22 protein-coding genes, 4 pseudogenes and 1 other annotated feature are annotated in these 26,229 nt (G+C 38.8%); of the genes and pseudogenes, 3 read left to right on the top strand and 23 right to left on the bottom strand.

Annotated features, from left to right (window positions below; all coding sequences use genetic code 11):
• Window positions 1-16: 16 nt before the first annotated feature.
• Window positions 17-976, bottom strand: coding sequence for an ABC transporter substrate-binding protein (locus K6969_RS04855; protein WP_029174304.1), 960 nt, complete (start codon window positions 974-976; stop codon window positions 17-19).
• A 479-nt stretch (window positions 977-1,455) separates the two neighbouring features.
• Here K6969_RS04855 and K6969_RS04850 point away from each other — a divergent pair.
• Window positions 1,456-2,619, top strand: a pseudogene (locus K6969_RS04850) (IS30 family transposase).
• A gap of 933 nt (window positions 2,620-3,552) precedes the next feature.
• On the opposite strand, the gene K6969_RS04845 reads toward K6969_RS04850, so the two are convergent.
• The 8 genes from K6969_RS04845 to K6969_RS04810 form a co-directional block, all read right to left on the bottom strand.
• Window positions 3,553-4,674, bottom strand: a complete 1,122-nt coding sequence (locus tag K6969_RS04845) for an IS110 family transposase (protein WP_015445098.1) — start codon at window positions 4,672-4,674, stop codon at window positions 3,553-3,555.
• Window positions 4,675-4,837: 163 nt separating this feature from the next.
• Window positions 4,838-5,839 carry a tagatose-bisphosphate aldolase gene (gene lacD, locus K6969_RS04840; RefSeq protein WP_171943116.1) on the bottom strand — a complete coding sequence of 334 codons (1,002 nt, stop codon included), beginning with the start codon at window positions 5,837-5,839 and terminating at the stop codon, window positions 4,838-4,840.
• Window positions 5,840-5,862: 23 nt separating this feature from the next.
• Window positions 5,863-7,008, bottom strand: coding sequence for an N-acetylglucosamine-6-phosphate deacetylase (gene nagA / locus K6969_RS04835; protein ID WP_171943115.1), 1,146 nt, complete (start codon window positions 7,006-7,008; stop codon window positions 5,863-5,865).
• 268 nt (window positions 7,009-7,276) lie between these two features.
• Window positions 7,277-7,615 carry a YlbF/YmcA family competence regulator gene (locus K6969_RS04830; RefSeq protein WP_024419139.1) on the bottom strand — a complete coding sequence of 113 codons (339 nt, stop codon included), beginning with the start codon at window positions 7,613-7,615 and terminating at the stop codon, window positions 7,277-7,279.
• Between the two features lie 9 nt (window positions 7,616-7,624).
• Complete coding sequence (locus K6969_RS04825; protein ID WP_321537477.1) at window positions 7,625-8,728, bottom strand: prephenate dehydrogenase; 1,104 nt, start codon at window positions 8,726-8,728, stop codon at window positions 7,625-7,627.
• Window positions 8,729-8,735: 7 nt separating this feature from the next.
• On the bottom strand, window positions 8,736-9,902 hold the full coding sequence (gene aroC, locus K6969_RS04820; RefSeq protein WP_002940623.1) for a chorismate synthase: 1,167 nt from the start codon (window positions 9,900-9,902) through the stop codon (window positions 8,736-8,738).
• A gap of 2 nt (window positions 9,903-9,904) precedes the next feature.
• Window positions 9,905-10,579, bottom strand: coding sequence for a type I 3-dehydroquinate dehydratase (aroD, locus tag K6969_RS04815; protein ID WP_002940621.1), 675 nt, complete (start codon window positions 10,577-10,579; stop codon window positions 9,905-9,907).
• The gene (locus K6969_RS04810; RefSeq protein ID WP_171943113.1) at window positions 10,576-11,739 is read right to left on the bottom strand and encodes a class I SAM-dependent rRNA methyltransferase; all 1,164 of its coding nucleotides are present in this window, start codon (window positions 11,737-11,739) and stop codon (window positions 10,576-10,578) included. The genes aroD and K6969_RS04810 overlap by 4 nt, the downstream gene beginning before the upstream one ends.
• 116 nt (window positions 11,740-11,855) lie before the next feature.
• Here K6969_RS04810 and K6969_RS04805 point away from each other — a divergent pair, with 116 nt between their 5' ends.
• A complete protein-coding gene (locus K6969_RS04805; protein ID WP_171943112.1) occupies window positions 11,856-14,030 on the top strand; it encodes an LTA synthase family protein in 2,175 nt (724 codons plus the stop codon).
• A 296-nt stretch (window positions 14,031-14,326) separates the two neighbouring features.
• Here K6969_RS04805 and K6969_RS04800 read toward each other — a convergent pair whose 3' ends face one another.
• The 9 genes and pseudogenes from K6969_RS04800 to K6969_RS04760 form a co-directional block, all read right to left on the bottom strand.
• The gene (locus K6969_RS04800) at window positions 14,327-16,822 is read right to left on the bottom strand and encodes a pneumococcal-type histidine triad protein (RefSeq protein ID WP_171943111.1); all 2,496 of its coding nucleotides are present in this window, start codon (window positions 16,820-16,822) and stop codon (window positions 14,327-14,329) included.
• A 339-nt stretch (window positions 16,823-17,161) separates the two neighbouring features.
• Window positions 17,162-17,539, bottom strand: a pseudogene (locus tag K6969_RS04795) (transposase); the annotation flags it as partial.
• A gap of 28 nt (window positions 17,540-17,567) precedes the next feature.
• Window positions 17,568-18,426: pseudogene (locus K6969_RS04790) on the bottom strand (IS630 family transposase); the annotation flags it as partial.
• Between the two features lie 215 nt (window positions 18,427-18,641).
• Window positions 18,642-19,556: pseudogene (locus tag K6969_RS04785) on the bottom strand (IS4 family transposase); the annotation flags it as partial.
• A 114-nt stretch (window positions 19,557-19,670) separates the two neighbouring features.
• Window positions 19,671-20,030, bottom strand: coding sequence for a 50S ribosomal protein L20 (gene rplT, locus K6969_RS04780; protein WP_012028296.1), 360 nt, complete (start codon window positions 20,028-20,030; stop codon window positions 19,671-19,673).
• A 49-nt stretch (window positions 20,031-20,079) separates the two neighbouring features.
• Complete coding sequence (gene rpmI, locus K6969_RS04775) at window positions 20,080-20,280, bottom strand: 50S ribosomal protein L35 (RefSeq protein WP_002940607.1); 201 nt, start codon at window positions 20,278-20,280, stop codon at window positions 20,080-20,082.
• A 26-nt stretch (window positions 20,281-20,306) separates the two neighbouring features.
• Window positions 20,307-20,813: a translation initiation factor IF-3 gene (gene infC, locus K6969_RS04770; RefSeq protein WP_074415973.1), complete on the bottom strand. Its 507-nt coding sequence runs from the start codon at window positions 20,811-20,813 to the stop codon at window positions 20,307-20,309.
• 40 nt (window positions 20,814-20,853) lie between these two features.
• Window positions 20,854-20,982: a sequence feature (ribosomal protein L20 leader region), on the bottom strand.
• A 26-nt stretch (window positions 20,983-21,008) separates the two neighbouring features.
• Entirely contained in the window at window positions 21,009-21,686 is a 678-nt protein-coding gene (gene cmk, locus K6969_RS04765) for a (d)CMP kinase (RefSeq protein ID WP_029174385.1), read from the bottom strand.
• A gap of 9 nt (window positions 21,687-21,695) precedes the next feature.
• Window positions 21,696-22,172, bottom strand: coding sequence for an SAG1386/EF1546 family surface-associated protein (locus K6969_RS04760; protein ID WP_024407378.1), 477 nt, complete (start codon window positions 22,170-22,172; stop codon window positions 21,696-21,698).
• 50 nt (window positions 22,173-22,222) lie between these two features.
• On the opposite strand from K6969_RS04760, the gene K6969_RS04755 reads away from it, so the two are divergent.
• The gene (locus K6969_RS04755) at window positions 22,223-22,417 is read left to right on the top strand and encodes a ferredoxin (protein ID WP_014637747.1); all 195 of its coding nucleotides are present in this window, start codon (window positions 22,223-22,225) and stop codon (window positions 22,415-22,417) included.
• Here the strand turns inward: K6969_RS04755 and K6969_RS04750 are convergent.
• The 5 genes from K6969_RS04750 to K6969_RS04730 form a co-directional block, all read right to left on the bottom strand.
• Entirely contained in the window at window positions 22,406-22,894 is a 489-nt protein-coding gene (locus K6969_RS04750; protein WP_029174384.1) for an EbsA family protein, read from the bottom strand. The two genes, K6969_RS04755 and K6969_RS04750, sit on opposite strands and share 12 nt — an antisense overlap.
• A 179-nt stretch (window positions 22,895-23,073) precedes the next feature.
• On the bottom strand, window positions 23,074-24,189 hold the full coding sequence (locus tag K6969_RS04745; RefSeq protein WP_029177963.1) for a glycerophosphodiester phosphodiesterase family protein: 1,116 nt from the start codon (window positions 24,187-24,189) through the stop codon (window positions 23,074-23,076).
• Between the two features lie 96 nt (window positions 24,190-24,285).
• Window positions 24,286-25,074: a glycosyltransferase family 2 protein gene (locus K6969_RS04740; RefSeq protein ID WP_099780225.1), complete on the bottom strand. Its 789-nt coding sequence runs from the start codon at window positions 25,072-25,074 to the stop codon at window positions 24,286-24,288.
• The gene (locus K6969_RS04735) at window positions 25,064-25,420 is read right to left on the bottom strand and encodes a DUF2304 domain-containing protein (protein ID WP_171942770.1); all 357 of its coding nucleotides are present in this window, start codon (window positions 25,418-25,420) and stop codon (window positions 25,064-25,066) included. The genes K6969_RS04740 and K6969_RS04735 overlap by 11 nt, the downstream gene beginning before the upstream one ends.
• Entirely contained in the window at window positions 25,420-26,136 is a 717-nt protein-coding gene (locus K6969_RS04730) for a glycosyltransferase family 2 protein (protein ID WP_024375707.1), read from the bottom strand. Before K6969_RS04730 ends, K6969_RS04735 begins: the two co-directional genes overlap by 1 nt.
• Between the last annotated feature and the right edge of the window lie 93 nt (window positions 26,137-26,229).

Here is a 26,229-nt window from a genome sequence, read left to right as displayed (position 1 = left end):
TCTTCTCCTAAATATTTTACTCTTCTAATGCTTTTATAGTCGTTGCATCAATACCAACAGCTTTAGCCATTTCTTCATTGACGGTAATAGCCGCTGTATTTGGTTTTTCAACTGCTAAGTCAGCAGGCTTTTCACCCTTCAAAATCTTAACAGCCAATTCACCAGCTTGAACACCGATAGCATGGTAGTCGACACCGTAGGTAAATAGAGCTGCGTCAATAACTGCCGCGTCACTTCCCATAGCTGGAACTTTTGCTTCTTTTAAAATATCACCGATTGTTGAAGCTGTAGAGGCAACTGTATTATCAGTTGGAAGATAGATAGCATCGACTTTTCCTGCAAGTGAAGTAATAGCTTGCTGAACATCGTTTGTCGTCGTAACTGTTGTCACTTCTACTTTTACACCTTTTGCTTCGAGTGCTTTTTTAGCCTGCTCAGCTTGAACTTCTGAGTTTACCTCGCTAGAATTGTAGAAAATACCGACAGTCTTCGCAGTTGGTACAACTTTGAGCAACATCTCGATTTGACCTTCCACATCAGTTGCATCAGTCGATCCGGTCATGGTCCCACCTGGTTTTTCCAATGATTCAACCAAACCTGCTTCAACTGGATCTGTGACAGCTGTGAATACACTTGATGTTTCACTATCTGCATTAAGCATGGCTTGGGCTGCCGGTGTTGCGATGGCAAAGTTAAGATCATTTTTTCCTGCCAATTTCTCAACCATTGTCTGTAAGTTTGCTTGATCACCTTGGGCATTTTGCAAATCAAGCGTCAGATTTTCACCTTCCTTGTAGCCTGCTTCTTCGAGCGCCTCTACAAAGCCTTCACGAGCTGAGCTCAACGCTTCATGTTCAGCATATTGAATAATACCAACATTGACTGAACTTGAATCTGACGAATTGGAACTGCATGCAGCAAGTGTTACTGCTGACAAAAGTGCTACTGAACTAAGTATAATTTTTTTAAATCCCATGATTATTCTCCTTTTATAAATATAATAGCAAACAAGAAAGGACCGCTTAGACTACACTCTAAACGGTCCTTATATTTCATCTGTGTAGGAAAACAGAATGAATTATCCGTGCCATTTAGATGTATCATCTATGGGCACATGTCAAAATAGCTACAGCCACATAGATACAAACTTTACGTTCCCGTGTTTGCATCCATGTTTACCATGTCTACAAACACTATCTAAAATAGCCGTAGAAATAAGTATGATTAGCTGAATGATTTTGACACATTTGTAACATCTCTGTTTCCCTTTCTCATTTATTTGTAACTATCATAACTGTTTTCAAATTATTTGTCAATAGGAAATTGCGTAAATTTTCAGATTTTTCAAGTTTGCTAAATTCCCAAAGTAAGTTCTAGTCTATCTTAAAAACTGGAAATTAGACTGAGACAAAGAAATAAGGTAGAACTTACTATGGGACAAGTTGGTAACTGACAATGAAAAACAAACACTTAACCCTCTCTGATCGCAACGATATTCAAATAGGAATTGAACAACTTAAGCCCTTCTCAGCTATCGCTGTTAAGCTAGGAAAAGACCCGTCCACAATCTCAAAAGAAGTTCGGAGAAATAGGGTGATAAAAGAGAACTCTAGTACCTCCAATTGTGAGGCCTGCCCTCTACTCAAAAAGGCTCCATACGTTTGTAATGCCTGTCCGAAAAAGAGAAGCAACTGCGGATACCAGAAACAGTTCTACTACGCAAAAAGAGCTCAGCTTGATTATGAAGCTAAGCTCTCAGACTCGAGAACAGGGGTTGCACTAAACAAGGAAGAATTCTATCGCATGGATGAGATTGTCTCTTCAGCCATCCAAAAGGGGTAACACCTCAACCACATCATCGCCTCAAACGAACTTTCGGCATCCAGAGCTTCTATCTACCGATACCTTGAAAAAGGCTATCTTTCCACAAAGCCCATTGATTTCCCCCGTGTCGTGAAATTCAGAAAGCGAAGAACCAGAAACCTACAACCCATTCCTAAAACTGCCAAAGAAGGACGGTCTTACGAGGACTTCCAACGCTTCCTCATAGAGAAAGGAAGCAGCTATTGGCTGGAAATGGACACCGTTACTGGACGGATCGGCGGAAAGGTACTTCTCACCTTTAACCTCTCCTTCTGTAACTTTATCTTCGCTCGATTACTTGATAATAAAACAGCTAATGAGGTCGCTAAACATCTCTACGCTATCAAGAATGACCTACATCAGAAAGAGATGGACTTCTGCGAACTATTCCCTGTCATTCTGACCGATAATGGCGGTGAATTCGCTAGAGTGGACGATATCGAAATGGATGTTCGTGGAGAATCTAAGCTATTCTTCTGTGACCCAAATCGTTCTGACCAGAAAGGGAGAATTGAGAAGAATCACACACTTATCAGAGATATTCTTCCTAAAGGAAGTTCGTTTGATAACTTGACACAGGAGGACATCAACCTGGTTTGTTCGCATGTCAACAGCGTCAGACGAGCTTCTTTCAACGGAAAATCCGCCTATGAACTCTTTACATTTACCTACGGTGATGAATTGGCAACACTTTTGGGAATCTCTAAAATTAACCCTGAGAACGTCATCCAATCACCTCGATTATTGGATAAATAATCGTTAGTTTTTATCAAAAAATAATTTCAAAATAGAAAGGAACTTGTCCCATCCAAAATTCCAGATAGCTAGAACTTACTTTGAGACGTCTCAGAGCCAGTAACTTTAGTGTACTCTTTTTTTCAACATTTTCAACCCTAAAACTCACTACTATCAACATTTTTAGTCAAAAACAGAACTTAGTCTGAGACTAAATTCTGTTGATGTTATGCAGTTTTCTCAAAGTAACTTCTGGAAGGACGGGAACTAGAACTTACTTTGAGAATTTACCATTTTTCAAGTTTTTTCGAATTTTTCTAAAAATAGCCCCCTATATTATTAGCTATAAAATGACCTGTCATCATGTTTATATAGCCTTTTAGTACTTGCTCCAACTATTTCACAAATAGTCAGAGGTTGGAAATAAGGGGAACAAGGTTTGCGTCAACAACCGCAGCTATAACTGTTTCTGGGATTGCTTACACAGTAAATGGACTGTTCAAGGTGAGAGATATAAGAGCGGATTGCAAAACCAGGTCAACATCGACTGATTTTGATTTTCGAAGAGTATAAATGACTGATATGTAAAGCCCTTTGTCAAGTAAAAACAATCGAACTGATTAAAAAATGAAAAGTATCTAGAAAGAGCCTAGTTCTTAGCTTCGGGCATTGGCCACTCTGATATTCGTGGATTGGTTACCTACAGGTCAATGGTTCTGCCGCGAGTCCTACTCTCTATAAGCGTGGATCACAATTGTGCCACTTAGTCGTTTCGTAGATGACTCAATCCTTGAAGTCCTAAACTCCTTCAAGATACTTTCCATTCAAACATGATTTCAATCCTTATTTCTGTCCAAATTCACCCAGTGATTTTGGATAGAAATAGGGATTCCTCATCGCTCTGCGATGATAAAACTTAATGGTCAAAAGTGTACATGAAAACAAGCGCTAACTTCAAGCTATTCTTCCTGTCATCATCCCCCAAATAAAACCAGACAATTCTCGTGCAATAGCTGTTTTAGCAACATTTTGTTTCTTATTTTTTCCTAGAACAAGTGTGCGATAACGTCTTCTTAAGCGTTCATTAGCCTTATCCGCATAAGCAATCACCTCCACTCGGTTTCCACTTTGTCTCCGTTTCAATTCTTTGGATTTATACCCAATCGTCCCCTTAGCCAATGATTGTGCAGCTTCTATCAGAAGTCGTCTCACATGGCTATTCCCAGCTTTGGTGATAGCACCTCTTCTCTCCTTGTCGCCGCTAGAATTTTCGCTAGGAGTTAGCCCAAGATAAGAAGCAAAATGTTGAGCTGTCGCAAAGCGATTAAAATCACCGATTTCTGTCACAATGGAAAGAGCAGTTAGTGTTTTAATGCCAATAAAGCAAGAAAGCCGTGAGACCTTCTCTTGGTAACTGTCGCTTTGACCCAGTTGCTCAATTCGTGCATCATACCGTTCTATTTGATCTACTAATTTCTCATAGGTCAATAGATATTCTGTCAAAATCTCTGCATAAAGTCCATCAGGATTTAGGGAACGGAGCCAGCGGACATGTTTCTGTGTCCAATTACTGCTTCCCTCGGTATAGCGAAAATCATGTCGGAGACAGAAGGCAAGAATTTGTTGTTTGATTTTCTTCAGAGCCACTTTGTGGTCTGTTCTCATGCGGATATATTCTTTGACTTGTTCATCCTCAACAGTAGGAATATGAACAGGCCGATAGCTACGAAAGGCCAGAGCTTTTGCGAGCTGAGCTGCATCTTTTTTATCAGTCTTAACACGCTTAGATCCTTCCTTCATCACCGTTGTAGGCGCCATCACGATACAGGGAATCCCGTGAGCTTGTAGCTGGTGATATAGGGTAAATCCAAGACATCCGGCTTCGTAGCCACATAACACTTCTGCATCTTGACCATATAAACGACGAAGCTCATTCACATAGTTCACAATATAGCTAACATTTGGACCAACTTTAGTGCTATGTTTGAATTGATTCGCCATCATATCATAATAGCAGAGTGAAAAACTTTCTTTGTGAACATCCATTCCGATGAAAAGTGTGGTAAAATGAAACATATAAGACCTCCAATTGAGTGTGGTAATTCCTGTTAGAAGTTGATTGTTTTTTTATTCTAGTGTACAGGTAAATCCACGAATTCTCAACTGGGGGTCTTTACATATTGTCTATATTTGATGTAACAAAAAAGTCTGAACCTAAGCCCAGACCTTACTAAAACAATTATTTTACTTCAACTTTTTCAGTCCAAGGACGCGCTGTAGTTGCTAGAACCTCGTTTAGTTCTTCTACGTTGCGGCGGCCTTGATCTGCCAACCAAGCTTTGACTGCTTCTTCACCCTCGCTTGCAAAGATGGCTACTGCATCCTTCCAAGTCGCCCGACCACAAAGAACACCATTAAAGCTTGAACCAGCTTCTTTGGCAAAGACTAGTGTTTCTTGGAAGAGTTTAGCAGATACACCCGCGCTCAAATAAATGAATGGCAAGTGAGTGCTGTCTGTTTGTTCCTTGAAGAAGGCCTTAGCTTCCTCAACTGTATAGACTGGCTCTTCATCTGCGTAGCCTTCTACAAAGTTCATATTGACAGGTACTTCAACCTTGAGCACGTCGGCATTATAACGTGACTTACTAAATTCACGCATGGCACCATTGACCTTGTGTGGTTTGAGGGCTGCGTATTCACGAGAAGTCACATCCATATCGCTGGCATCGTAAGTCAAGATTTCCACGAAGTAAGGAATATCTTCTGCGATACACTCACTACCAATGCGTTCTACCCAAGCATGCTTAATGTCGTTGATTTCTGGCTTGTCATCTACATCATAGTAAAGCAAGATTTTTACGGCATCCGCCCCCAATTCTTTGATACGTTTGGCTGACCAATTTGGCAAAAGGTCTGGCAAACGACCTGGTGTGGACGCATCGTAACCTGTTTTTTCATAAGCTGCAATAAAACCGCAATCTGCATGGCGCAATTCTGAAGCCGGAACACCGTATTCCGCATCCAAGAGAATGGAGCTTGCATAAGGAGTCAAATCGCTTGAGATGACTTTCTTGAAGTCAATCAAAATGTCATCTCCAAATTCGCCACCACCTGCTGCAGCAGCAAGCAGGCGTTTCAATGCACCACGTTGGTCAATCGCCAAGGCCGCAATCACCTGATCGCTGTTTGACAAGCGGGTCATGTGATTGAATTTAGCTTGAGAAAGTTGTAATTTTGTCATTAGTTTCCTCCTAAGGAATTTTATTAACCAAATCGTTTCACGCCATCTAGATAGGTCGCTTGTAAGCGTCCTGCATCATCTACGACGATAAAGTCTGCAGCTCGGCCTTCTGCAATCCGACCACAAATATGGTCAATATTGACAGAGCGAGCTGGTGCCAGAGAAGCCATACGAAGGGCATCAGGTAGGGACACCAAGCCCCATTTCACAACATTCTGCACTGCTTCAATCAATTCTAAGACAGAACCTGCCAAACTACCACTTTCTTTTAAACGAGCAGTTCCATCTTTTACAACAACTTCAAATTCACCGAGGCGGGATTCCCCTTCACCCATACCGCCAGCTCGCATACAGTCCGTAATCAAAACAGTTTCCTCTGCTCCACGTGCTTTGACCACGATTTCTGCCGCAGCTGGATGAACATGGTGTCCATCACAAATCATTTCCGCATAGACATTTTTTAAATTCAAAGCAGCACCGACCATACCTGGTTCACGGTGATGAAGCCCACTCATCCCATTGTAAACATGGACGAAGATATTGGCACCAGCTTCTACTGCCGCTTCCGCTTGCGCATAGGTCGCATCGCTGTGAGCCAAGGCAGTATGAATTGCCTTGCTGTTAGCAAACTCGATGAATTCTTTGACGCCTTCACGTTCTGGAGCAATAGCAATTTTATTGACTAAACCTTTAGATAAGCTGTGCCAGTTGTCCAACTTTTCAATGGATGGATCGCTCATGTACTTAGGATTTTGTGCTCCCTTGTATTTTTCTGTAAAGAAAGGACCTTCTAAGAAAATACCTTGAATCTTGGCGCCTGTTTCCTGCCCTGCATAAGTCCCAATCGTTTCACAAACTGCATCCAAATTTTCAGTTGAATCTGTTAATGTTGTTGGCAACCAAGAAGTTACCCCACAGGATAAGAGACCTTCTGAAATGACTTTGATGCCTTCAAAATCATTGTCCATAACATCGTGAGAAGCGTAGCCGTGGATATGTGTATCAACTAGCCCTGGTGCTAAATGAAAGTCAGAATAATCAACAATCTCCCCTTCAGGCTTTTCAGTCATAATCCGTCCAAACTGACCCTTGTCAGTAATTTCCAAATAGGCTGATTCGACCTCACTCTCTGGTAAAATAATAGATTTTGCTTTTATAAATACTGCCATATTATCTCCTTTATTGATATATACACTTACTAAACTGGTTATAACCATATACCAAATATATTGTAGAACTTCTATTAGAAAATGTCAAGTAATTACCATAACTTTATAAGAAATGGATGCTGGAGGCTGGAGAAGGTAGAAAAAAGAGTTCTTACTCCCCAAAGTACCGTTTCTGAATCTGTACTTGGAGATAAGAACTCTACGTAAGCAGTGGATACTAAACGTCAATACATGACCTAACACCCTGCTCCTATCAAATATAAATATATTACAACAATTCGTTGAGAGGCTTGAAGATGATACGTTCCAAATCAGCTACATAAGTTCCCAACTGTTGTTGCTTGCTGAAATATTCCGTCAAAAGTGGATTTCCTTGAACTTTCTTGTTGAAATCCAACATTTTCTTTTGGTCAGCTTCAGTAGGAATTTCTCCAGCCTGCAATTTAGATTGGATTTCTTTTTGGAAAGAAATATAACTTTCCAATATTTCTTTGGCTTCTGAATTCCCCTCAACTGAGACCTTAACGGATTCCACAGCCTTATATTCAGGCAGGTTACGGATTGCACGTTCCAATTCATTTGCTATATCATAGATATTTGTTGACATAATTTTCTCCTAATCTAAATGGATTTTGTAAGTCGTCTGCTCTCTTAAACGTTTCGCAGCGTCTTCCAAATTTCCTTTGTTTTTAAACGTAATTTGTAAAATACCGTGTATATCTTCACGGTTCTCTTCATTGATACGAATATTGACAATGGAAATCCCCCGTAAGACTTCCAAAACCTTCAAAATCGTATCTTCCTCATCAGGAACACTAAGGAATAAATCGTAGAAAGAATCAACACCTGCACGCTTGTGAATTTCCATGGCTCTACGAGTTTGACGTCCCTTATCAAAAAAGTCCCAAATTGCTTTTTGATTGCCAGATCTGAGAACATCTGCAATTTCTGAGAGACGTGCTTGAAATTCCTCGATTCGATTTAGAATAGAATCTGCATTGGTTAGCAAAATGCTAGTCCACATGCACGGCTCACTTTCCGCAATCCGTGTCATATCTCTAAATCCTCCAGCTGCAAAATTATTCGTAAAGGGATGATTTTGGGCATACTCACCAGCTTGATGCATCAAACTAGAAGCCAATACGTGTGGAAAATGTGAAATTTGACTGGTCACACGGTCATGTTCTGCCGCATCAATCTGAACAAAACGTGCCCCCGTTCCAGATAACAAGTCTGTCAATCGGGGAACCGCATCCTGCTTGGTAGCCTGACACGGTGTCATAATGTAGTAAGCATTCTCAAATAGATGGAGATCTGCTGCACTGGCACCAGATTTATGACTACCTGCCATAGGGTGTCCACCGATAAAATTAATTTGTCTTGGCGCCAAATGTTCCTCAGCAGCAGCCACAATTGCAGACTTCGTTGAACCTGCATCTGTAATCAAGACCGTATCCTTCAATTCAAGGGCACTAAATTCTTCAATCAAACGCAAAGAAACTTGAATTGGAACACAAAGAAGAATCACATCAGCCTGCTTTGCTACACCCTCCAATTCCGTTGATACCTCATCAACCATCCCCTTGCCCAAGGAAATTTGGCATGATTGTTCGTTAGGATCAAAGCCAATGAGGTGATAGTCAGGATGGTCTTTGCGAATACAGAGCGCAAGTGAACTTCCAATCAACCCTAGACCTACAATTAAAATCGTTTTTTTCATTAATTACCTAGAAATTTTTGACATAGTCGCGATGACTGGCTACCGCAGCTTTCAATTCCTCCATATTATCGGAAGAGAACTTCTCTAGGATTTCTGTCGCTAGAGTTGTAGCTACGACTGATTCCATGACTACACCAGCTGCTGGGAGAGCCGTTGGATCTGAACGCTCCACAGTAGCTTTATAAGGCTCATGGGTGTCAATGTCAACAGACATCAATGGCTTATAGAGGGTCGGAATTGGTTTCATAACACCACGAATGATTAGGGCCTCGCCATTGGTCATACCACCTTCGAAACCACCTAGATTATTGGTTCGGCGTGTATATCCTTTTTCTTGGGACCAGAGAATTTCGTCCATGACTTGGCTCCCTTTGAGATAACCAGCTTGAAAGCCTACCCCAAATTCTACTCCCTTAAAAGCATTGATTGAAACAACAGCCTGCGCTAATTTTGCATCTAACTTTTTATCCCATTGCACATATGACCCCAAGCCAGCTGGAACTCCTCCAACAACAGTCTCAATCACTCCGCCAATAGTATCTCCATCTCGTTTGATTTGATCGATATAGGCTTTGATTTCTTCTTCACGCTCTTGGTTGACAATGGATACTTCTGACTGGGCTGCACGCTCTTTGATTTCTGCTACGCTTAAACCATCTGGGACATCAATTTCCTTCCCTCCGAAAACGACTACATGGTTAGCAATTTCAATATCCAACTCAGCCAAAATCCGTTTGGCAACCGCACCAACAGCCACACGCATAGTTGTCTCACGCGCACTAGAACGCTCCAAGGAATTACGCAAATCATCAAAGCGATACTTCATACCACCAACTAGGTCAGCATGTCCTGGTCGTGGATGTTTGATACGACGCTTACTTTTGAGCTTCTCTTCGATGTCCTCAACCGCCATAATATCCAACCATTTTTGATGGTCTTTATTGGTCACATTCAATGTAATCGGGGCACCTGTTGTCTTACCGTGACGAACACCAGCCGTAATCTCTACGCGATCTGTTTCAATCTGCATCCGACTACCACGACCGTATCCCCCCTGGCGACGTTTTAAATCTTCATTAATATCCTCAGCTGTTAAAGGAAGACCAGCTGGAACTCCCTCAATAATGGCTGTTAGACGTGGTCCATGAGACTCACCAGCTGTTAAATAACGCATACTTAATTCTCCAAAATTTCCAAAAACTTACGAGTATTGCCTAAAGACATCTGTCCAGGTGCAGATGTTTCATCTAAGCTGGCAAAAGTCCAGCAGGATCCTGTAATCACACCAGCAATACGCGTTAACTTCCCTAGTTCACCCATAGCGATTGTCGCAAATGTCTGCTCGGTGTTCAGCGATTTAAAACCACGAGTATAATTCATAACATCTAGGACATCCTGCTCTGTCTTAGCCATTACAGCCATTTTAACAACAGCTGGTGACAGGCTAGTTAGTTCAGACATGATTTCCATATAATTAGACGGTGTTTCCTCAAAATTATGATAACTCAACACAAGATTTGGAAACTCCAACATCTGCTCAAAAACCGACTTATAAGAATAATATTCAAAATCAATATAATCTGGCTGATAAAGCGCTGCAACTTCTTTGATTAAATTGACATATTCTTGATCGTCCAAATCCAAGTGGCCACCTTCACGTGTTGTCCGAATAGTGAAAACCACTTCCTTACCATTACATTTTTCAAATATAGCAGGTGCTACTCTTAAAATATCATCTTTCGGAAGGTAGTCTGCTCGCCATTCAACAATATCTGCCTCTGCTAGACGTTCTACATCAATGGCCTCTACCTCTTCCAGATTTCTAGGCATAATAGGAACTACTATTTTCATTTATCTACCTGTATCGTAAAGACCTTTAGGTAATTACTACTTTCATCATTTTTATTGATTACAAAATCGGCCGGCAAGCGGTAACTTGCCTCATAACGGTGTTTTCTAACACCAAAACCTTTTTCAATCTGCCTCTTAAATTTTTCAACAGAAACATTTGCGGCGTTGGTCGAAGCGATAATAGTTCCACCTGTATTTAGTATTTCCAAAGATTGAGAAATCAACTTGTGATAATCTTTGGCTACTGAAAAGGTTTGTTTCTTATTTCGTGCAAAGCTTGGCGGATCCAAGACAATCACATCATAAGTCAAGCCTTTACGTTTGGCATATTTGAAATATTCAAATACATCCATTACCACAAAGTGATGATTATCTAAGTCTAAACTATTAACCTTAAAGTGAGCTTTAGAAAGTTCTCGCGAGCGTTTGGCTAAGTCAACAGAAGTCGTTTCCCCTGCTCCGCCCATGGCAGCAGCAATAGAAAATGCTGCCGTGTACGAAAACATGTTCAAAAGTGACTTGCCTGCCGCCAGGCCATCCACCAAGGAACCACGTACCTCATGCTGATCCAAAAAGATTCCCGTCATCAGTCCATCATTCATAAAGACCTGATAGTGAACTCCATTTTCCAACACAGTGAAATACTCAGGGGCTTCTTCTCCATAAAGATGAGCAGACTCAAAGGCTAAACCTTTAAGACGAATCTTCTCATAAGCTCCTCTTACTTCTGGAAATACCTGTTGAAAGGCAGCAACAATCATCTCTTTGACAGAATAAATAAAGGTATTATACCATGAAAAAACTGCGTATTCATCATACAAGTCAACCGTCATTCCACCAAAACTATCTCCATCTTGATTAAATAAACGAAAAGCGTTCGTCATCTCAGATTGATAAAAATGTTGACGTTTCTGTTTAGCATCCACGAATAATTTAACAAAGAAATTCATGGTCAAATCTTGATTGCTTCTACTAAACAGCCAGCCTATTCCCTTATTCTGTTTGGATAAATAAGCCTGGCCCAAATAGCTTCCAGACTCTGAATACAAAACAGCCAGCCTGTCTTCATCAAACGAAAAACCTGAAAAATCAGCGCTATCCAAGAGTTGAATCCCTCTGTTTATTTTCTGTTCTGCAATACGGTTTACCTTTATTTTCATAGAATTATTATAACATGTTTCTTCATACTATGCCAAAAAAACTCTAAACTTTGAGGCTTATTTTAAAATTATGGTATAATGAACTAAGCTTTTAGAAAGGACCATGAGGTTTTATTGTGAAAAAACTAATTGACTACGTCAAGAAGATCGGACAAACTCGACTTGGCTTCGTCTTGATTTTGCTAATCATTTACTGGCTCAAAACACTCTGGGCCTACTATATTGATTTTAATTTAGATACCCAAGGATTTTTCCAAAATTTTATCGCTATTATGAATCCTCTACCAGTAGGAATTTTATTGCTTGGCCTCTCGCTTTATATAAAGAATACGAAGGCATTCTATAGTGTAGCGATGACCATTTATATTGTTCTTTTCGCCTGGCTCTTTTCAAATGCAGTCTATTATAGAGAATTTTCCGATTATATCTCCATTTCTACCATGATGGCTACCCCTAGCGTATCTGCTGGATTAGGAGAAGCAGCTCTTAAGTTATTTAGGCTATGGGATATTGTCTATTTTCTTGATTTTATAGCTTTTGGTTTCTTAGTCTACCGTAAGGCATTTCACTGGGACAAAACTCCATTTCATAAAAAATCTAGCTTTGCCATCACAGCCTTTTCAGTATTATTATTCTCTATCAATCTCTTTTTAGCAGAAATTGATAGACCTGAGCTACTTACGAGAGGATTTTCTAATACTTATATCGTCAGAGCCCTTGGGTTACCAGCTTTCCTTGGCTACAATGCTAATCAAACCTACAATGCCCATAAGGATCGCTCTGGAGCAACAGCTACAGATTTGGAGCCTGTAAAACAATATATTACAGAACATTATGCTCAGCCGAATGACAACTACTTCGGTATTGCCAAAGGACGAAATGTTATCTATCTCCACCTAGAAAGCTTACAACAATTTGTTATTGACTATAAGTTGAACGTCAACGGTGTCGAATACGAAGTCACACCTTTCCTCAATTCTCTGTATCATTCTAACTCTACTCTCGCCTTTTCTAATTTCTTCAACCAAGTGAAGGCAGGTAAAACCTCTGATGCCGAAACTATGATTGAAACCTCCCTTTTTGGACTCAATCAAGGCTCTTTCATGGTCCAATATGGCGGAAGCAATACCCAGCAAGCCGCACCATATATTCTCTCTCAAAATGGTGGCTATACATCTGCTGTATTCCACGGAAATGCAGCCAGTTTCTGGAATAGGAACAACACCTATAAACAATGGGGTTACAATTACTTCTTTGATCAATCCTATTTCTCTAAAGCCACTGCTGAAAATTCATTCCAATACGGTCTGAATGATAAAATCATGTTCGCCGACTCTATCCAATATCTGGAACATTTACAGCAACCTTTCTATACCAAATTTATCACCGTTTCCAACCACTACCCCTATACAACCAGCTTGATTGGGGATGAGATTGGCTTTCCATTAGCCAATACAGATGATGAAACCATTAATGGCTATTTTGCTACTGCAAACTATCTCGATGCGTCCATAAAGGCATTTTTCGATTACTTAAAAGCGACTGGCTTGTACGAAAACTCCGTCATCGTCCTCTATGGTGATCACTATGGAATTTCTAATTCACGCAATCCTGACTTGGCACCGTTGATTGGAAAAAATTCTCAGACTTGGTCAGATTTTGACAATGCCATGATGCAACGTGTTCCATATATGATTGTTGTACCTGGAATGACCAACGGTGGGATTTTTGATACCTACGGTGGTGAGATTGATGCACTTCCTACTCTCGAACATCTTTTAGGAATCAAATCCGATAACTATCTTCAAGTTGGTCAAGACCTACTTTCCAGCCAACACAGCCAAATCGTGGCTCTTCGAACCGCTGGCAGTTTTATCACACCAAAATACACTAGCTACGAAGGTAAAATCTACTATACAGAAACTGGTCTTGAAATTACAAATCCAGATGAGACAACTCAGAAAGAAATTGATGCAATTAAAGAAGCTACCGCAGCACAACTGGCGACTAGCGATGCCATTCAAACTGGTGATCTTATGCGTTTCTTCGACAATGGATTGCCAGCCTTGGATTCAAGTCAATATAACTACATTGACTCATTGGCTGCCGAGATTGCTCTGGAGAATAAACTTGGTACACAATCGACAAGTTTGTATAGTAAAAACGGCAATAAGTCAACAATTGGACTATTTAAAGCACCAAGCTACCTAGAACTTCACGGTAGTACAACTGCTACTAGCACACCAAATACTGGTACTAGCTCAACAAGTACCAGTTCAAATTCGCAGTAATACACTAAAAGGCTTAGAATCATATCAGTTACTACATTGATTCTAAGCCTTTTTATACTCAATGAAAATCAAAAACAGGCTAGCTCCAAAGGTTTGGGGAACCTTTGGAGGTTGGAGATAGAGCGAACGTAGTTCGTTTCTACTTAGCAGATAGAACCCTGTTACTATTTTGTTTCAAGGTAACAGGCTGAAAGGCTCAACTGGAGCCTTTCACTCATCAAATCAAGTCAACAACGTCTGATTTTGATTTTCGAAGAGCATTAGACCACTATTTCAAATCACTCATATCTATTGCATCAAGGAAATATAGAATCCTCGCTAGACTCTTCCCCTGCTGATGGATTCTTAGGGACATCTATGGGTGCAACAGTACTACTTTCAGTTGCTTTTGTATCTTCTGTTGTAGTTTCAATGCCTGTTACAGTTTCTACTTCTGAACTAGGTGTCAACAAATCATCTAACCAGCCATCTGCATCCTCTTCTCCATTAGGGACATCTGGAGTATTCGGCAATGGATTTCCAGGCAACCAAGTATCACCTGGCTCAACTGTCCCATCTTTGCTATCACTTTCAACTTTATCGAAATGAATATCGTAGACAGTATCTTCCAAAATAGGTGTGTCCCATGCTACATTTGGAATAACAGGTTTTGTATAATCTCGTTTATAACCTGTATCACTCTTCAAAGACGGCGGAAAAATTCCAGCTTGGTTCAATGTTAACCCTTTTCTAACAAGGTAAACAACTGTTTTACTAGTTCCCAAATGGGTCTGAAGTTGACCGCCGTCACCTGCTCGAAATGCAAGAGCTACATAATTCTTTGGATCATGCCAATAGTAATTTGGATGTCTACTTGGATCATTGATGTCCGTTGGATTATCCGTATTTTCGGCAATATATGGCCCTATACGAGGAGCTGTTGTCCCAAATGCTGCCAAGCTCGTTGTGGCACTAACATAATCTGTATCTTTTTCTCCACCGGTAATAACTGTCCTAAACTCGATGAATTCATAATCTTTACTTGGAACCGGTTCTGGTACAATAAGCCCCTGCTCCTTAGCTTGTTTCCAAGTTAAGTCAGATTTCACAAAGTATATGAACCCTGCTCGAATCTCACCATTTAATTTTAAACGACCATTGGCTATCGCACTATATTTAACAGGTACATAGTCTGATAGATCAATATTTGAAACATCATCACTTGGAGTGTAAATATTTTTTGTCGGCTTACGATAAACATTATCAAAATCAGCATAAAAACTCTGATGTTCTCTTGCCATCTTGCCAGACTTTGGCAAAGTAGCATTCCAACCATTAAAGACGCGTCCCTTTTGTTGAAGGGTCTGCGGATAGGCGATGTTCAAATCCTCCCAATTTAAATCTTTACGAACCAAATAATAAACTCTCTTCGTTTTTTTACCATTAACGACAAAATCACCAAAATCACTATTTGTACTGAATGTTACTAGAATGAAATTTTTAATATCCTGAAGCCCTTCTGGATGATACTTTTGATGGACACCATTACGTGTTAAATTTTCTGTTGAACCTTCTGTATAAAAAGGCCCATATACCGATTGTTTCTCAATAGCAAGATTTACCGTTTCGGTCTTAACATCACGCTCAGGATCATCTGGCAAACTAGGATCAATTTTATAAACGTGCGCATGGTCCCCATGGCGTACACTCATATAGTTCCCGTCAATTGTAATGTCCTCACGCTTGACTTTAAAACGCTCCATGTACTGCTTAATGAGACGTTCTTTTCTCTGTTCAAGAGTTTCTCCATCCTTTTGCTTAAGAATACGATCCTCTGGACTTTCAAACGGCTTCCTTGTATCAATTTCCTTTAATAAAACAATGTGTGTGTGATCTCCATGCGGATACTCTAATCCAATTTGACCGTCAACGATGACTTTCTTAAGACGTGACGGCTCTAAATTTAGTTCTTTTGCTAAGTAGTCCAATTTAGTTTGATACTCAGCATTTTCTACCTCAGGTTGTGACTTCTTATCCGATTCAACATTTGGTTTATACTGATTTACAAGATAAGACCATTTACTCTTTTTCAATGTTTCAAAATGAATAAGATGCAAATGTTTCCCATGCCTTACTAGAATCCCAGTTTCTGTTACACCGCTGATATTTTGCCCATCAAACAAGAAACCATCACTCGTTTGAAAATCAATCCCCGGAATCCCTTCCTGTTGATGAACGACAGGAAGGGTTGACGATTGACGACTATCAGAGGTCAATTGCCTGTGTGTCATACCACCTAAGCTTGATTTTAAAATATAGTGATAATGATCCCCATGCCGCACAGTATAGCCATTTGCATCCTCTGCAACAATATCTTTAGGATCAAAAACGTATTCATCTTCGGTCTGTTTCGAGCCTGACGATAATTGATTTCTCTTAGGTTGAGAAGAATGGTTTTTTTCTTGATAGTTTTCAGGAATTAAATAAGCCCATTTTGTATTCTTTAAATCTGAGTAAAAGAAAAAATGCTTATGATCACCATGATTGACAATAATTCCTAAATCAGTTTTTTCCTCAATTTGTGACTCATCAGTGAGTAAAAAACCATCATCTGTCGCCTTATCAATCCCTGGAACTTCCTTTTTCGGATCTGAAGGAATCTCTCTTGATTGCTTTGATTGCGATGTTTCTATACTTGTTATTTTTTGATGGCTCGATTGCTCTTTATAATTTGACACTTGATATGTTACCAATGCTACAGCACAAATAAGCGATACTCCTGCTACATAAAGAAAAGTCTTACCTTGTTTCATATCTATGTTTCTCTCCTTACTTACTATTATATTTATATTATTGACATGATAAATGGATTCTACCATTGTAGAATGCCATCGCCATATCCATTTACTTTATAAAATAAAATTTGTCGACTTTTTAATTTACTGGTTAATTATATCATTCATATTGAAATTTAGCAAGCTCTGAGCGAATTAAAATAAAAAAAGAGCTTGGTACACAGACCAATGTCATTAAGTTAAGCATTTAAACAATTAAAGGAACTATTCTCGTCTGAGCAGTTCATGACAAAACGGGAATAGTTTTTGTATTTAGGGCGCACAAAAAGGATGTTTTTTAACCCTATTTTTCAACTATTATGTTACTCTATAAGTGAAGCTTACAGGTGCCTTGCTTTTTATCTTTCTTTGGAACGTTCGATTGGGTCGGATGATGGATAAATGTTTGGCAATGTAGGTTTCCAATTGGAAGGAAGTAAGTTCTTCTCTAAGAAATTTTCGACAGGCATAAACAGCGTCTGAAAAACAAATTTTATAAGTCTGTTTTAACTTTGATGTTTTAATAGCAACGTGTGAGGTTAGCCATTTACAAACATTAAAATTGATAAAGCGAGCGTAGATTTCTTGGAGAATCCCTTCCTTCTTTTTTGCATGAAAATGAGTTAGACCGATACTGTATTTTAGGTCACGAAAACTGGTCTCTATGCCCCATCTGTAGGCATAGAGATCTTTTAATACTCAACAAAAATCAAAAACAAACCAATCAAGTGTTTTTTAACCATCGTCTACTAACAATTGGTTTTAAAATAGACCAATCTAACTCTCGTATCACTTCTTGAAGCTTGTTTATCACATCATCTAGTGTTTTAAAAGCTTTATTCTTAAACCCTCTCTTTCGAATCTCAGCCCAAACTTGTTCAATTGGATTCATTTCAGGAGTATAGGGAGGAATAAACTCAAAACCAATATTATGTGGTTTCTCTAAGGTACTTGATTTATGCCAAACGGCATTGTCCATCACTAATAAAATATAATCGTCAGGATAAGCTTCAGATAGTTGTTTGAGAAAAACATTCATCCAATCTGTATTGCAACCCCCAGCGATAATGAAGAAGGACTCTCCTGTATGGGCATCAATAGCACCATAGCAATAGCGATACTCACGAATATAGTGGCTATGTACATGCGGTCTCACCCCTTTTGGTGCCCAGGCCTTTCCAATTTTACTAATCCGACCGAAACCCGCCTCATCTTGATACATTAGTCTGACTTTATGATAGCGACGACTATTCTTGAAGCGCTTTCCTATTTTCGTGAATGAAGATTTTATTTTTAGACGCTAGAATCGTTTCGGCGTCTGCTTTTTTAGGGTGTTCTGGTCTTGGCGTCACTTTGCGCCAACCATGGCGTTTCAGAAGGGCATAGAATCCTTCCTTGGTCGTAGGGTGTCCAACCCGTTTCTGATAAGTTTCGTAGAGAGAGTTTATGGTCACAAATTCGCCATTTAGTGAAGCTGTTAACTGTTCTTTTAGAAATGCTTCCTCTTCTTGAAGGGTTAAATATTGACGGTTCCGTCCACCTCGCGTTTCTCTTACTAGAGCTGAAATCCCACCAAGCTCATACTTGCCTTGTAAGGACCAGATTGTATACTTTGAATAGCCGATAAGGTTAGTGATTTCCTTATAACTAAGCCCTTCTGCTCTGAATAGGATTACTTGAAGTCGTCTATGAAATGGGGAATAGGTTTTATCTTTCAAATAAGTTTTTAATTCGTTTGTTTGTTCGATAGTAAGTTTCATAAATCTATTATACGTTAGTTTTTGTTTTTTGAACAGTATAATTTTTCTGGAGAATAATCGGTGTTTGTCACCAAAGTTTCAAAGAAACCTGGCTTGATTTCGAAGCGCACCATCCGAAAATGAAGTTCGTAAAACTGAAGTGGGTCGCTTTTTCGACTAGAATTTGGCAAAAAGTCAAAGGAAGCATTATGAGGTAAAAAATGATACTGATTAGGGAAGTCTCGATACAGTTCTTTCATGTCATTGGTTTGTTTGCGACAGATGTTTAGGTCAAATGCCTCATCAAAACAAGGGGTATCAGGGAGATGAAAACTCTTTTTCATAGAATTATTTCCATCGCGAATACGAATAATATAGGACCAATTTCTTTCTTGGCAGTGAGCCATGACATTGTAGGATTCATACCCCCTATCCATTATTACCAGAGCTTGTTTGAAAGAAGAGTTCTTCATCATGTCAATAAAAGCTGCACGTTCATCAACCTCTCGATTATCTTGGATCCGTAAATCATGATATATCTCTTGTTCAAGATTGTAGAGAGCATTGATATGAATAAGATTATAAGGAGTGTGATGTGGTCCAGTTTGAAAAGAGGTCGTTTTATCAAAACGATTTCTTGGTAGAATCACATCACTGCCATCAACAGCCAGGATAGGGAGATTATCAGAGATTGGAATTTTAGAAGTAATATCCCTAAAAAGTGTTTTAAAAGCTTGGTGTTTAATCTGATACCGTCGTTGAACAAAGGCAGATTGGGTAACTGGTAAATGTAAGTCAAGTAACTCTTTAGATAAGGTATTGCCTCCCATGGTCAGTATGGCTTGAATCATGGTTTTCATAGTTAGCTGACTTTGCCGACTAAAATCTTTTTCAGGATGAAGCACAAACTGAGTGGCACTAGAAACGATGTCGTTAATACTATCAAGTAAATGAGCTTTAATCTGATCTAGCATGACTTTTCCCCTTTTATTTTTAGTGTAACATAAAAACTAACCCACCACAAAATGTGATAGGTTAGTTAACTTAATGACATTGGGTACACAGACCAAACTCTTTATTTTATATACTTATTTAGCAAGTTTTGCTTTAGCAGCATCTGCAAGAGCTGTGAAAGCTGCTGCATCATTCACTGCCAAGTCAGCAAGCATTTTGCGGTTTACTTCGATTTCTGCCAATTTCAAACCGTGCATCAATTGTGAGTATGACAAACCGTTCATGCGAGCAGCCGCGTTGATACGAGTGATCCACAATTTACGGAAATCACGTTTTTTCTGACGGCGGTCACGGTATGCATAGTAGTAAGAGTTCATTACTTGTTCTTTCGCAGTGCGGAACAAGAGATGTTTAGCTCCATAGTAACCTTTAGCTAATTTTAAAATACGTTTACGGCGTTTACGAGAAACAACGCCACCTTTAACACGTGCCATTTAATTTTCCTCCAAATAATTCAAATAATAAGTAGTGCTATATCAGTGCTTAGCGCATTTGAGTAAGCATTGACTTGATACGCTTGAAGTCACCTGAATGTACCATACCTGCTTTACGAAGGTGACGACGTTGTTTTTTAGTTTTACCGTGGAAACGGTGTGAAGTATAAGCGCGGAAGCGTTTCAATCCACCAGAACCTGTACGTTTGAAACGTTTAGCTGATGCGCGGTGAGTTTTTTGTTTTGGCATGTTAATTCTCCTTTTGCTTAAAAAGCTTATTTTTTATCTGAAGTTGGGGCCAATTGCATAAACATTTGACGTCCGTCCATCTTAGCGCGTTGTTCGATAATGGCAATATCTTGGGTTGCTTCAGCGAACTCAGCTAATACTTTCGCTCCAACTTCTTTGTGGGTAATCATACGACCCTTGAAACGGATCGAAACCTTAACCTTATTTCCTTTTTCAAGGAATTTACGGGCATGACGAAGTTTTGTCTCGAAGTCCCCTTTATCAATAACTGGACTTAAACGCACTTCTTTTACAGTGACAACACTTTGTTTTTTGCGTTGTTCTTTCTGTTTCTTCTGATATTCAAATTTGAACTTACCGTAGTCCATAATTTTCGCTACTGGTGGTTTAGCTTGTGGTTGAATCAATACTAAATCCACATTGGCGCTATCAGCAATGGCCTGAGCCTCATTGAGCGGTTTGATTCCCAACTGTTCACCCTCAAGACCGATAAGACGAACTTCACGCACTCGAATTTCATCATTGATGAACAAATCTTGCTTTGCTATGGCTTTTCACCTCATTTTATATTTTTCGAGAAAAACGAAACGGACTTGCTACACAAGTCCGCACTACACCATTATTCTTTCCGAAGAAATCTTAATCCGTAGAGCCAGACAACGTTAGTCGCAAGGCGAGAAGCTCTCACTTCTGCTTTTCTCAATATGACTATTCTAACATATCTAAAACTACTTGTCAAGAATTTCTTTCGCTTTTTCGGAAATAAATTTCACTACACCTTCGATGGATACTCCTGTTGTATCAAAGGTAATGGCATCGTCCGATGCCTTTAAAGGAGAAACTTCTCGATGGGAATCTTTATAGTCACGAGCCGCAATTTCCTGCTTTAGAGATTCCAAATCGGTCTCAATGCCACGTTCCGTATTTTCCTTAAATCGACGGAGGGCACGCTCTTCAACAGAGGCAATAAGGAATATTTTGAGTTCTGCCTGTGGTAAAACAACTGTTCCAATATCGCGACCATCCATAACAATGCCACCAGCCTGGGCAATTTCCTGTTGCAAGCGTACCAATTCTTCCCGTACTAGAGGAAGTGCTGCTACTGCCGATACATTATTTGTTACTTGGTTATCACGAATTGGTAAAGTGACATCTTCATCACCTACAAAAACTAATTGTTGGCCATTTTCATCACGCCCAAATCGAATAGGATACTGAGCAAGCAAGGCCACGATTCTATTTTGATCTGTGACCTCTATACCGTTTGTCAAGGCTAGATAGGTAGCCGAGCGATACATAGCTCCTGTATCTAAGTAAGTATATCCAAAATTTTTAGCAATAATTTTAGCAACCGTTGACTTCCCACTTGAAGCTGGACCGTCAATTGCAATTTGAATTGATTTCATAACTCCTCTTTATCTAATACGGACTACATCACCTGGATGCGCAAGCCAAGACCCTGTGGTCATTTTCTCTGGATTTAATCGCTCTAGCTCAGCAATTGAAATCCCGCCACGTGCGGCTAATTGCCCAACACCTTCACCTGCTTGAACAGTAAGGGTAGAGCCATCCGTAGCTTCTGCTAGACTGGAACTTGTTTCCGTTGTTTCTGTCGCATCAGTAGAAGTAGACTCCTGTGTTTCTGCAACTGAAGTTGAACTTTCTGCTACAACTGCCGCGGAGCTTGGATTATAAAATTCTTTAGTTGAATCTGTTTTACTTCCTCCAACCGACAAATAGATAGCAGTGATACCAATAATCAGTACGATAACAAAGAAAATAATTGCCAAGACTGTAAATACTGTTGTACTTGCTACTCCCTTGTTTAAACGTTCTTTTCGACTAACTGTTTCTGTTTGATAAACTTCTTCATTCCATGGCTCTTGTGACATTATCGAGAAAACTCCTTGTATTTTTATTAAAATATGATTACAATACTAATATGAAAATAAAACTTATTCCTGAACGGTGCATTGCCTGCGGGCTCTGCCAAACCTATTCATCTATATTCGATTATGATGACGACGGTATCGTTGTTTTTTCAGACGACTCACAATTTGAGAAAACGATTGAACCCAATCCAGATATTCTCAAAGCCATCAAATCCTGTCCTACAAAAGCCATTTCAGCGGATTGATTTGGCTTTTTTTGTATAATACTCTTCAAAATAATCCTGTTTTATTAAATGGTCTATTAATTCAATCTCACCCTTGAAGCAATTATGAATAGCTAAATGGTTAATAAAGTATTTTTTCGGCCATTTGCGCATGTGATACACCTGCCCATTGGGAAATGCTTGTGAAAATATGCGAATGGCTAGATAAGAAACTTCAATTTTTTCTATGGTAGCAATTTCAATTTTCTGTACTGCAAAAGGATTAGCCGAAGCAATCCGTAAATGCTTTTCTTTTATCTCGAAATAGCGATGTAATCCAAGCACTACTAATACAGCAAAGAGAGAGAGAAGTAAGATAAATAATCTTGAAACTCTCAACTTTTCCAATAAAAGTGTCATACCAATGAAAATAGGCGTGAAGGTAAGTGACCAGTAAATAATGGCCCATGATAAATCCGGTTGCCAATGGTAACGAATTTTACCAAAAATTTTGATCATATCGGACCTCCATCTATTATTCTAGCACAAAAAAAGAGATTTTCCTATGAAAACCTCTATCTTTTGAAATTTTTATTACATTTACACGACAATATTAGTTTGTTTGTAAAACTTCTGAAATGCTTTTGAAATATTTTTTGATGATATGATTAAAATAGTGTCATTAGTAATAATAACGATTACCTCAAACTCGATAATCTCTCCATATCACTTGGCAATAATAGACCGGTATAAAAACCATCAATTCCAAGCGCAGAGTATTTCGTCAATTCATCATATGTGTGAATGGTGTGGGTATAGATTTTTTTATCTAAAGCATGAAGGTTATTAAAAAATTCTGAATTAAAATATCCACCATGATTCAAAGGAATAGTAACCACTTTAATAGATGGATTATTAGCCACAAATTCAATAACCTGTTCCGGACTATCGGGCGAGGCATATAGCGTGTAGATAACATTCGAGAAATCATAAACTTTTTTTAGGGTAGTATACATCGTTTGATTGTAAATTTGTGGGATAATACGACTTAGTAATTCAGGGCTTCGTTTCATTGCTTCATTATAAATTTCAGTAAGCTGATGGATTACCTCTTCTTCTGAAACTTCAAAAGATTTAGTATCCGTCACTAAGAACATATCCTTATTAATCAGCATTTGATCTAACACATCACCAATAAGCATCGTTGTAAAACGTGAATCAGTGACTGGTGATCCAAAAGTTTGAAAATTTTTCCATTCATCTGAGCTCAAAGCTACACCATTCATATAGCCGAATTGGTCCCAATCGTGGACAGCTGCCATCTTCCCATCACTAGTTAAATAGAAATCCATTTCAAATACTCGGTGACCCATAGAATAGTTTTGTTGTAACGCTTCTAAAGAGTTCGTATAAAAAGTATTGTAGGACTTTTCACGATAAGTACCACCAGCATGAGCAATAAGATTTGGAAATTTTTCTATCCACTGATGTTGTGAAAATTCAATATTTTGAACATCCACAAAAATTCCATTAAGAGAGACTTGCAAATTGAATATTTCCTCAATCTTATCTGCTGACAGATAGTCCATCCATAAAAAATGTTGAATATTATTGCTAATATCAAATTGATAACCTGCTTTTGTCACTCTGTTTTTATCTGTATCAATCAGCAAGGAGTATGATAAATCACCGATTTTTTTCTCATACTGCCCAGCAGAAGTTTTTTTAAATGATTGTTTTTCTAAAACCGTATTCAATGGAATATAACCGTCTCGCAACAAAGAAAAATGCTTGTAGCCAACCAGTAAACACATGAATAAAGATACATTTATTAATATATATATATATATATATATATATTAATAAAGCGACAACGTGTTCGTTTGCGAGTTCGTGTATTTCCTTCTATTTTATTTCTCCCCATTGTTTCCTCCATTCGTTTCTTGACTCTTAACATAGTATCTCAAGAGAAATTTGGCAATAAACTCTGGCCAGAACAACAAATACATTTCATAGTCTTCTTTTGTACGAATATTGTTTTCAATGCTATTTGTCGTCTCAGACTCCTCATGGATACGATGATACATCAAACCCTCGTCTACAAAGGTAAAGCTACCATTTTTTTGTGCAATCTGATACCAAGCAAACCAATCAAGAGAAACTTTCATTTCTTCATTAAACTTGAAATCATTCAGTTTCTTCAAATTATAGGTCACAGCTGGACAAGAAATTGGATTACCAAAGGCTAAAACCCTATTCCGCCAAAACTTCCATTTGGGAAACATGGCCATTGTCCGTAACATGAGTTGCTTGATTTTCAAATTTGAAGTTAAGGGAATAGCCACACCTTCCTTAACTTCCTGGTAATCTGAATAAGCAATCAACGTTTCCTCTGTCATCTGAGACATTATTTTTTCACAATAGTCTGGTAAATAAATATCATCTTGATGAGCAATTGTAGCATAAGGGGTTGTTACAAAAGAGAGTGCCAAATTCCAATCTTTTCCAATACCTCCTCCTTGTGCGGTACGCATTACGATTGCATTCTTTTGGCAAATTTGTTCTATATATTCACTCGGAGTACTAGTGTATAGGATGAGTTGTGATTGAAGTGTTTGCTGCTTTAACGAATGGATGCATTCTTCTAGATACTTACTATCTCCATAAGCACAGATAACAAATGTATGGTTATTCTGCATGATGCTCCTCCAACTCAGACATTCTTTTTTTAGTCATTGATACTTCTTGAATTAAATTTTTAATCTGCTGCTTTTGTTGAGATAAAGCCATACTGTGCAAAAATCCAATCACCAAGAGAACAAAAATTGCCACAGATAACAAGAAATTGGAAGTCAGACCAAACCCGAATAAGTAAGCCAATTTAATAGGAATAACATCAAAGAGCGCAAAAACAATCAGTCCGAAGCCAATAATAATCCACATAAAGGCATGTTCGAATAAGATCTTATTTTTATTAATATTCCTAAAAATAAAATACAAAAAACCTAGTGAAGCAAGAAACATAGCTAATGCTTGTATGGTCATTATTCTCCCTCCTTCATTAATGATGCAATCAAGATTGATGAGCAAACTTCTACCATGTAGCGGATGGACTTAAATGGAGTAATCGAAGAAACCCCTCCCGCTCTTTCAAACATATTTGCCGGTGCTTCTACTACTTGGAAATTTTGCTTTAGTAAATGAACAGTTGATTCCGGTTCCGGATATTTAATCGGGTATCGTTTTGCAAATTGTGCAATCACTTTTCTATTTCCCAAACGATAACCTGATGTAGTATCCCAAATTCGGTTTCCAGTTGTTAATTTAATCATATTTGAAATAACACCTATTCCAAAACGTCTCATAAAGCTAGTTTGAAATTCCGACAAAGTATCACCAACAAAGCGTGAGCCAATCACCATATCAGCCTGACCAACTAAGATTGGCTGAATTAAGCTATTTAATGAACGAATGTCATGCTGACCATCACCATCAAATTGAACTGCTACATCATAGTCATTGTCCAAGGCATATTTATATCCCGTCTGAACAGCTCCACCAATGCCTAAATTTTGTACTAGGTGAACAGCATTTAATTTATTTTGAATTAAAATTTCTTTCGTGCTATCTGTTGAACCATCATTGATGACAACATAATCCAATTGGAAATTCACACTATTTCTATAATCTATAATTCCCTGAACAGTTTGAAGGATACTTTCTTCTTCATTGTAGGCAGGGATAATCATTAATACTTTCATTTTTTCTCTCTAAAACTAGAATTCTATATAACTTTTTAGATTCTACTTACTCATTTGAAGAAACTATAATAATACATATTTTAACATAGATAT

It is taken from the genome of Streptococcus suis, assembly GCF_019856455.1.
In the GTDB taxonomy this organism is placed as follows: Bacteria; Bacillota; Bacilli; order Lactobacillales; family Streptococcaceae; genus Streptococcus; species Streptococcus suis_AE.
This window is presented reverse-complemented; position numbering and strand designations above follow the sequence as displayed.

Excerpts from the sequence above, each read along its gene's own strand:
- aroD (WP_002940621.1), bottom strand. The coding sequence starts at position 10,579 with ATGAAAATAGTAGTTCCTATTATGCCTAGAAATCTGGAAGAGGTAGAG.
- rplT (WP_012028296.1), bottom strand. The coding sequence starts at position 20,030 with ATGGCACGTGTTAAAGGTGGCGTTGTTTCTCGTAAACGCCGTAAACGT.
- K6969_RS04830 (WP_024419139.1), bottom strand. The coding sequence starts at position 7,615 with ATGTCAACAAATATCTATGATATAGCAAATGAATTGGAACGTGCAATC.
- K6969_RS04730 (WP_024375707.1), bottom strand. The coding sequence starts at position 26,136 with ATGAAAGTATTAATGATTATCCCTGCCTACAATGAAGAAGAAAGTATC.
- K6969_RS04810 (WP_171943113.1), bottom strand. The coding sequence starts at position 11,739 with ATGAAAATAAAGGTAAACCGTATTGCAGAACAGAAAATAAACAGAGGG.
- nagA (WP_171943115.1), bottom strand. The coding sequence starts at position 7,008 with ATGGCAGTATTTATAAAAGCAAAATCTATTATTTTACCAGAGAGTGAG.
- lacD (WP_171943116.1), bottom strand. The coding sequence starts at position 5,839 with ATGACAAAATTACAACTTTCTCAAGCTAAATTCAATCACATGACCCGC.
- K6969_RS04750 (WP_029174384.1), bottom strand. The coding sequence starts at position 22,894 with ATGATCAAAATTTTTGGTAAAATTCGTTACCATTGGCAACCGGATTTA.
- K6969_RS04855 (WP_029174304.1), bottom strand. The coding sequence starts at position 976 with ATGGGATTTAAAAAAATTATACTTAGTTCAGTAGCACTTTTGTCAGCA.
- K6969_RS04800 (WP_171943111.1), bottom strand. The coding sequence starts at position 16,822 with ATGAAACAAGGTAAGACTTTTCTTTATGTAGCAGGAGTATCGCTTATT.
- cmk (WP_029174385.1), bottom strand. The coding sequence starts at position 21,686 with ATGAAATCAATTCAAATTGCAATTGACGGTCCAGCTTCAAGTGGGAAG.
- K6969_RS04745 (WP_029177963.1), bottom strand. The coding sequence starts at position 24,189 with ATGTGTTTACTGGTTGGCTACAAGCATTTTTCTTTGTTGCGAGACGGT.
- K6969_RS04755 (WP_014637747.1), top strand. The coding sequence starts at position 22,223 with ATGAAAATAAAACTTATTCCTGAACGGTGCATTGCCTGCGGGCTCTGC.
- K6969_RS04845 (WP_015445098.1), bottom strand. The coding sequence starts at position 4,674 with ATGTTTCATTTTACCACACTTTTCATCGGAATGGATGTTCACAAAGAA.
- K6969_RS04825 (WP_321537477.1), bottom strand. The coding sequence starts at position 8,728 with ATGAAAAAAACGATTTTAATTGTAGGTCTAGGGTTGATTGGAAGTTCA.
- rpmI (WP_002940607.1), bottom strand. The coding sequence starts at position 20,280 with ATGCCAAAACAAAAAACTCACCGCGCATCAGCTAAACGTTTCAAACGT.
- K6969_RS04740 (WP_099780225.1), bottom strand. The coding sequence starts at position 25,074 with ATGCAGAATAACCATACATTTGTTATCTGTGCTTATGGAGATAGTAAG.
- K6969_RS04735 (WP_171942770.1), bottom strand. The coding sequence starts at position 25,420 with ATGACCATACAAGCATTAGCTATGTTTCTTGCTTCACTAGGTTTTTTG.
- K6969_RS04760 (WP_024407378.1), bottom strand. The coding sequence starts at position 22,172 with ATGTCACAAGAGCCATGGAATGAAGAAGTTTATCAAACAGAAACAGTT.
- aroC (WP_002940623.1), bottom strand. The coding sequence starts at position 9,902 with ATGCGTTATTTAACAGCTGGTGAGTCTCATGGACCACGTCTAACAGCC.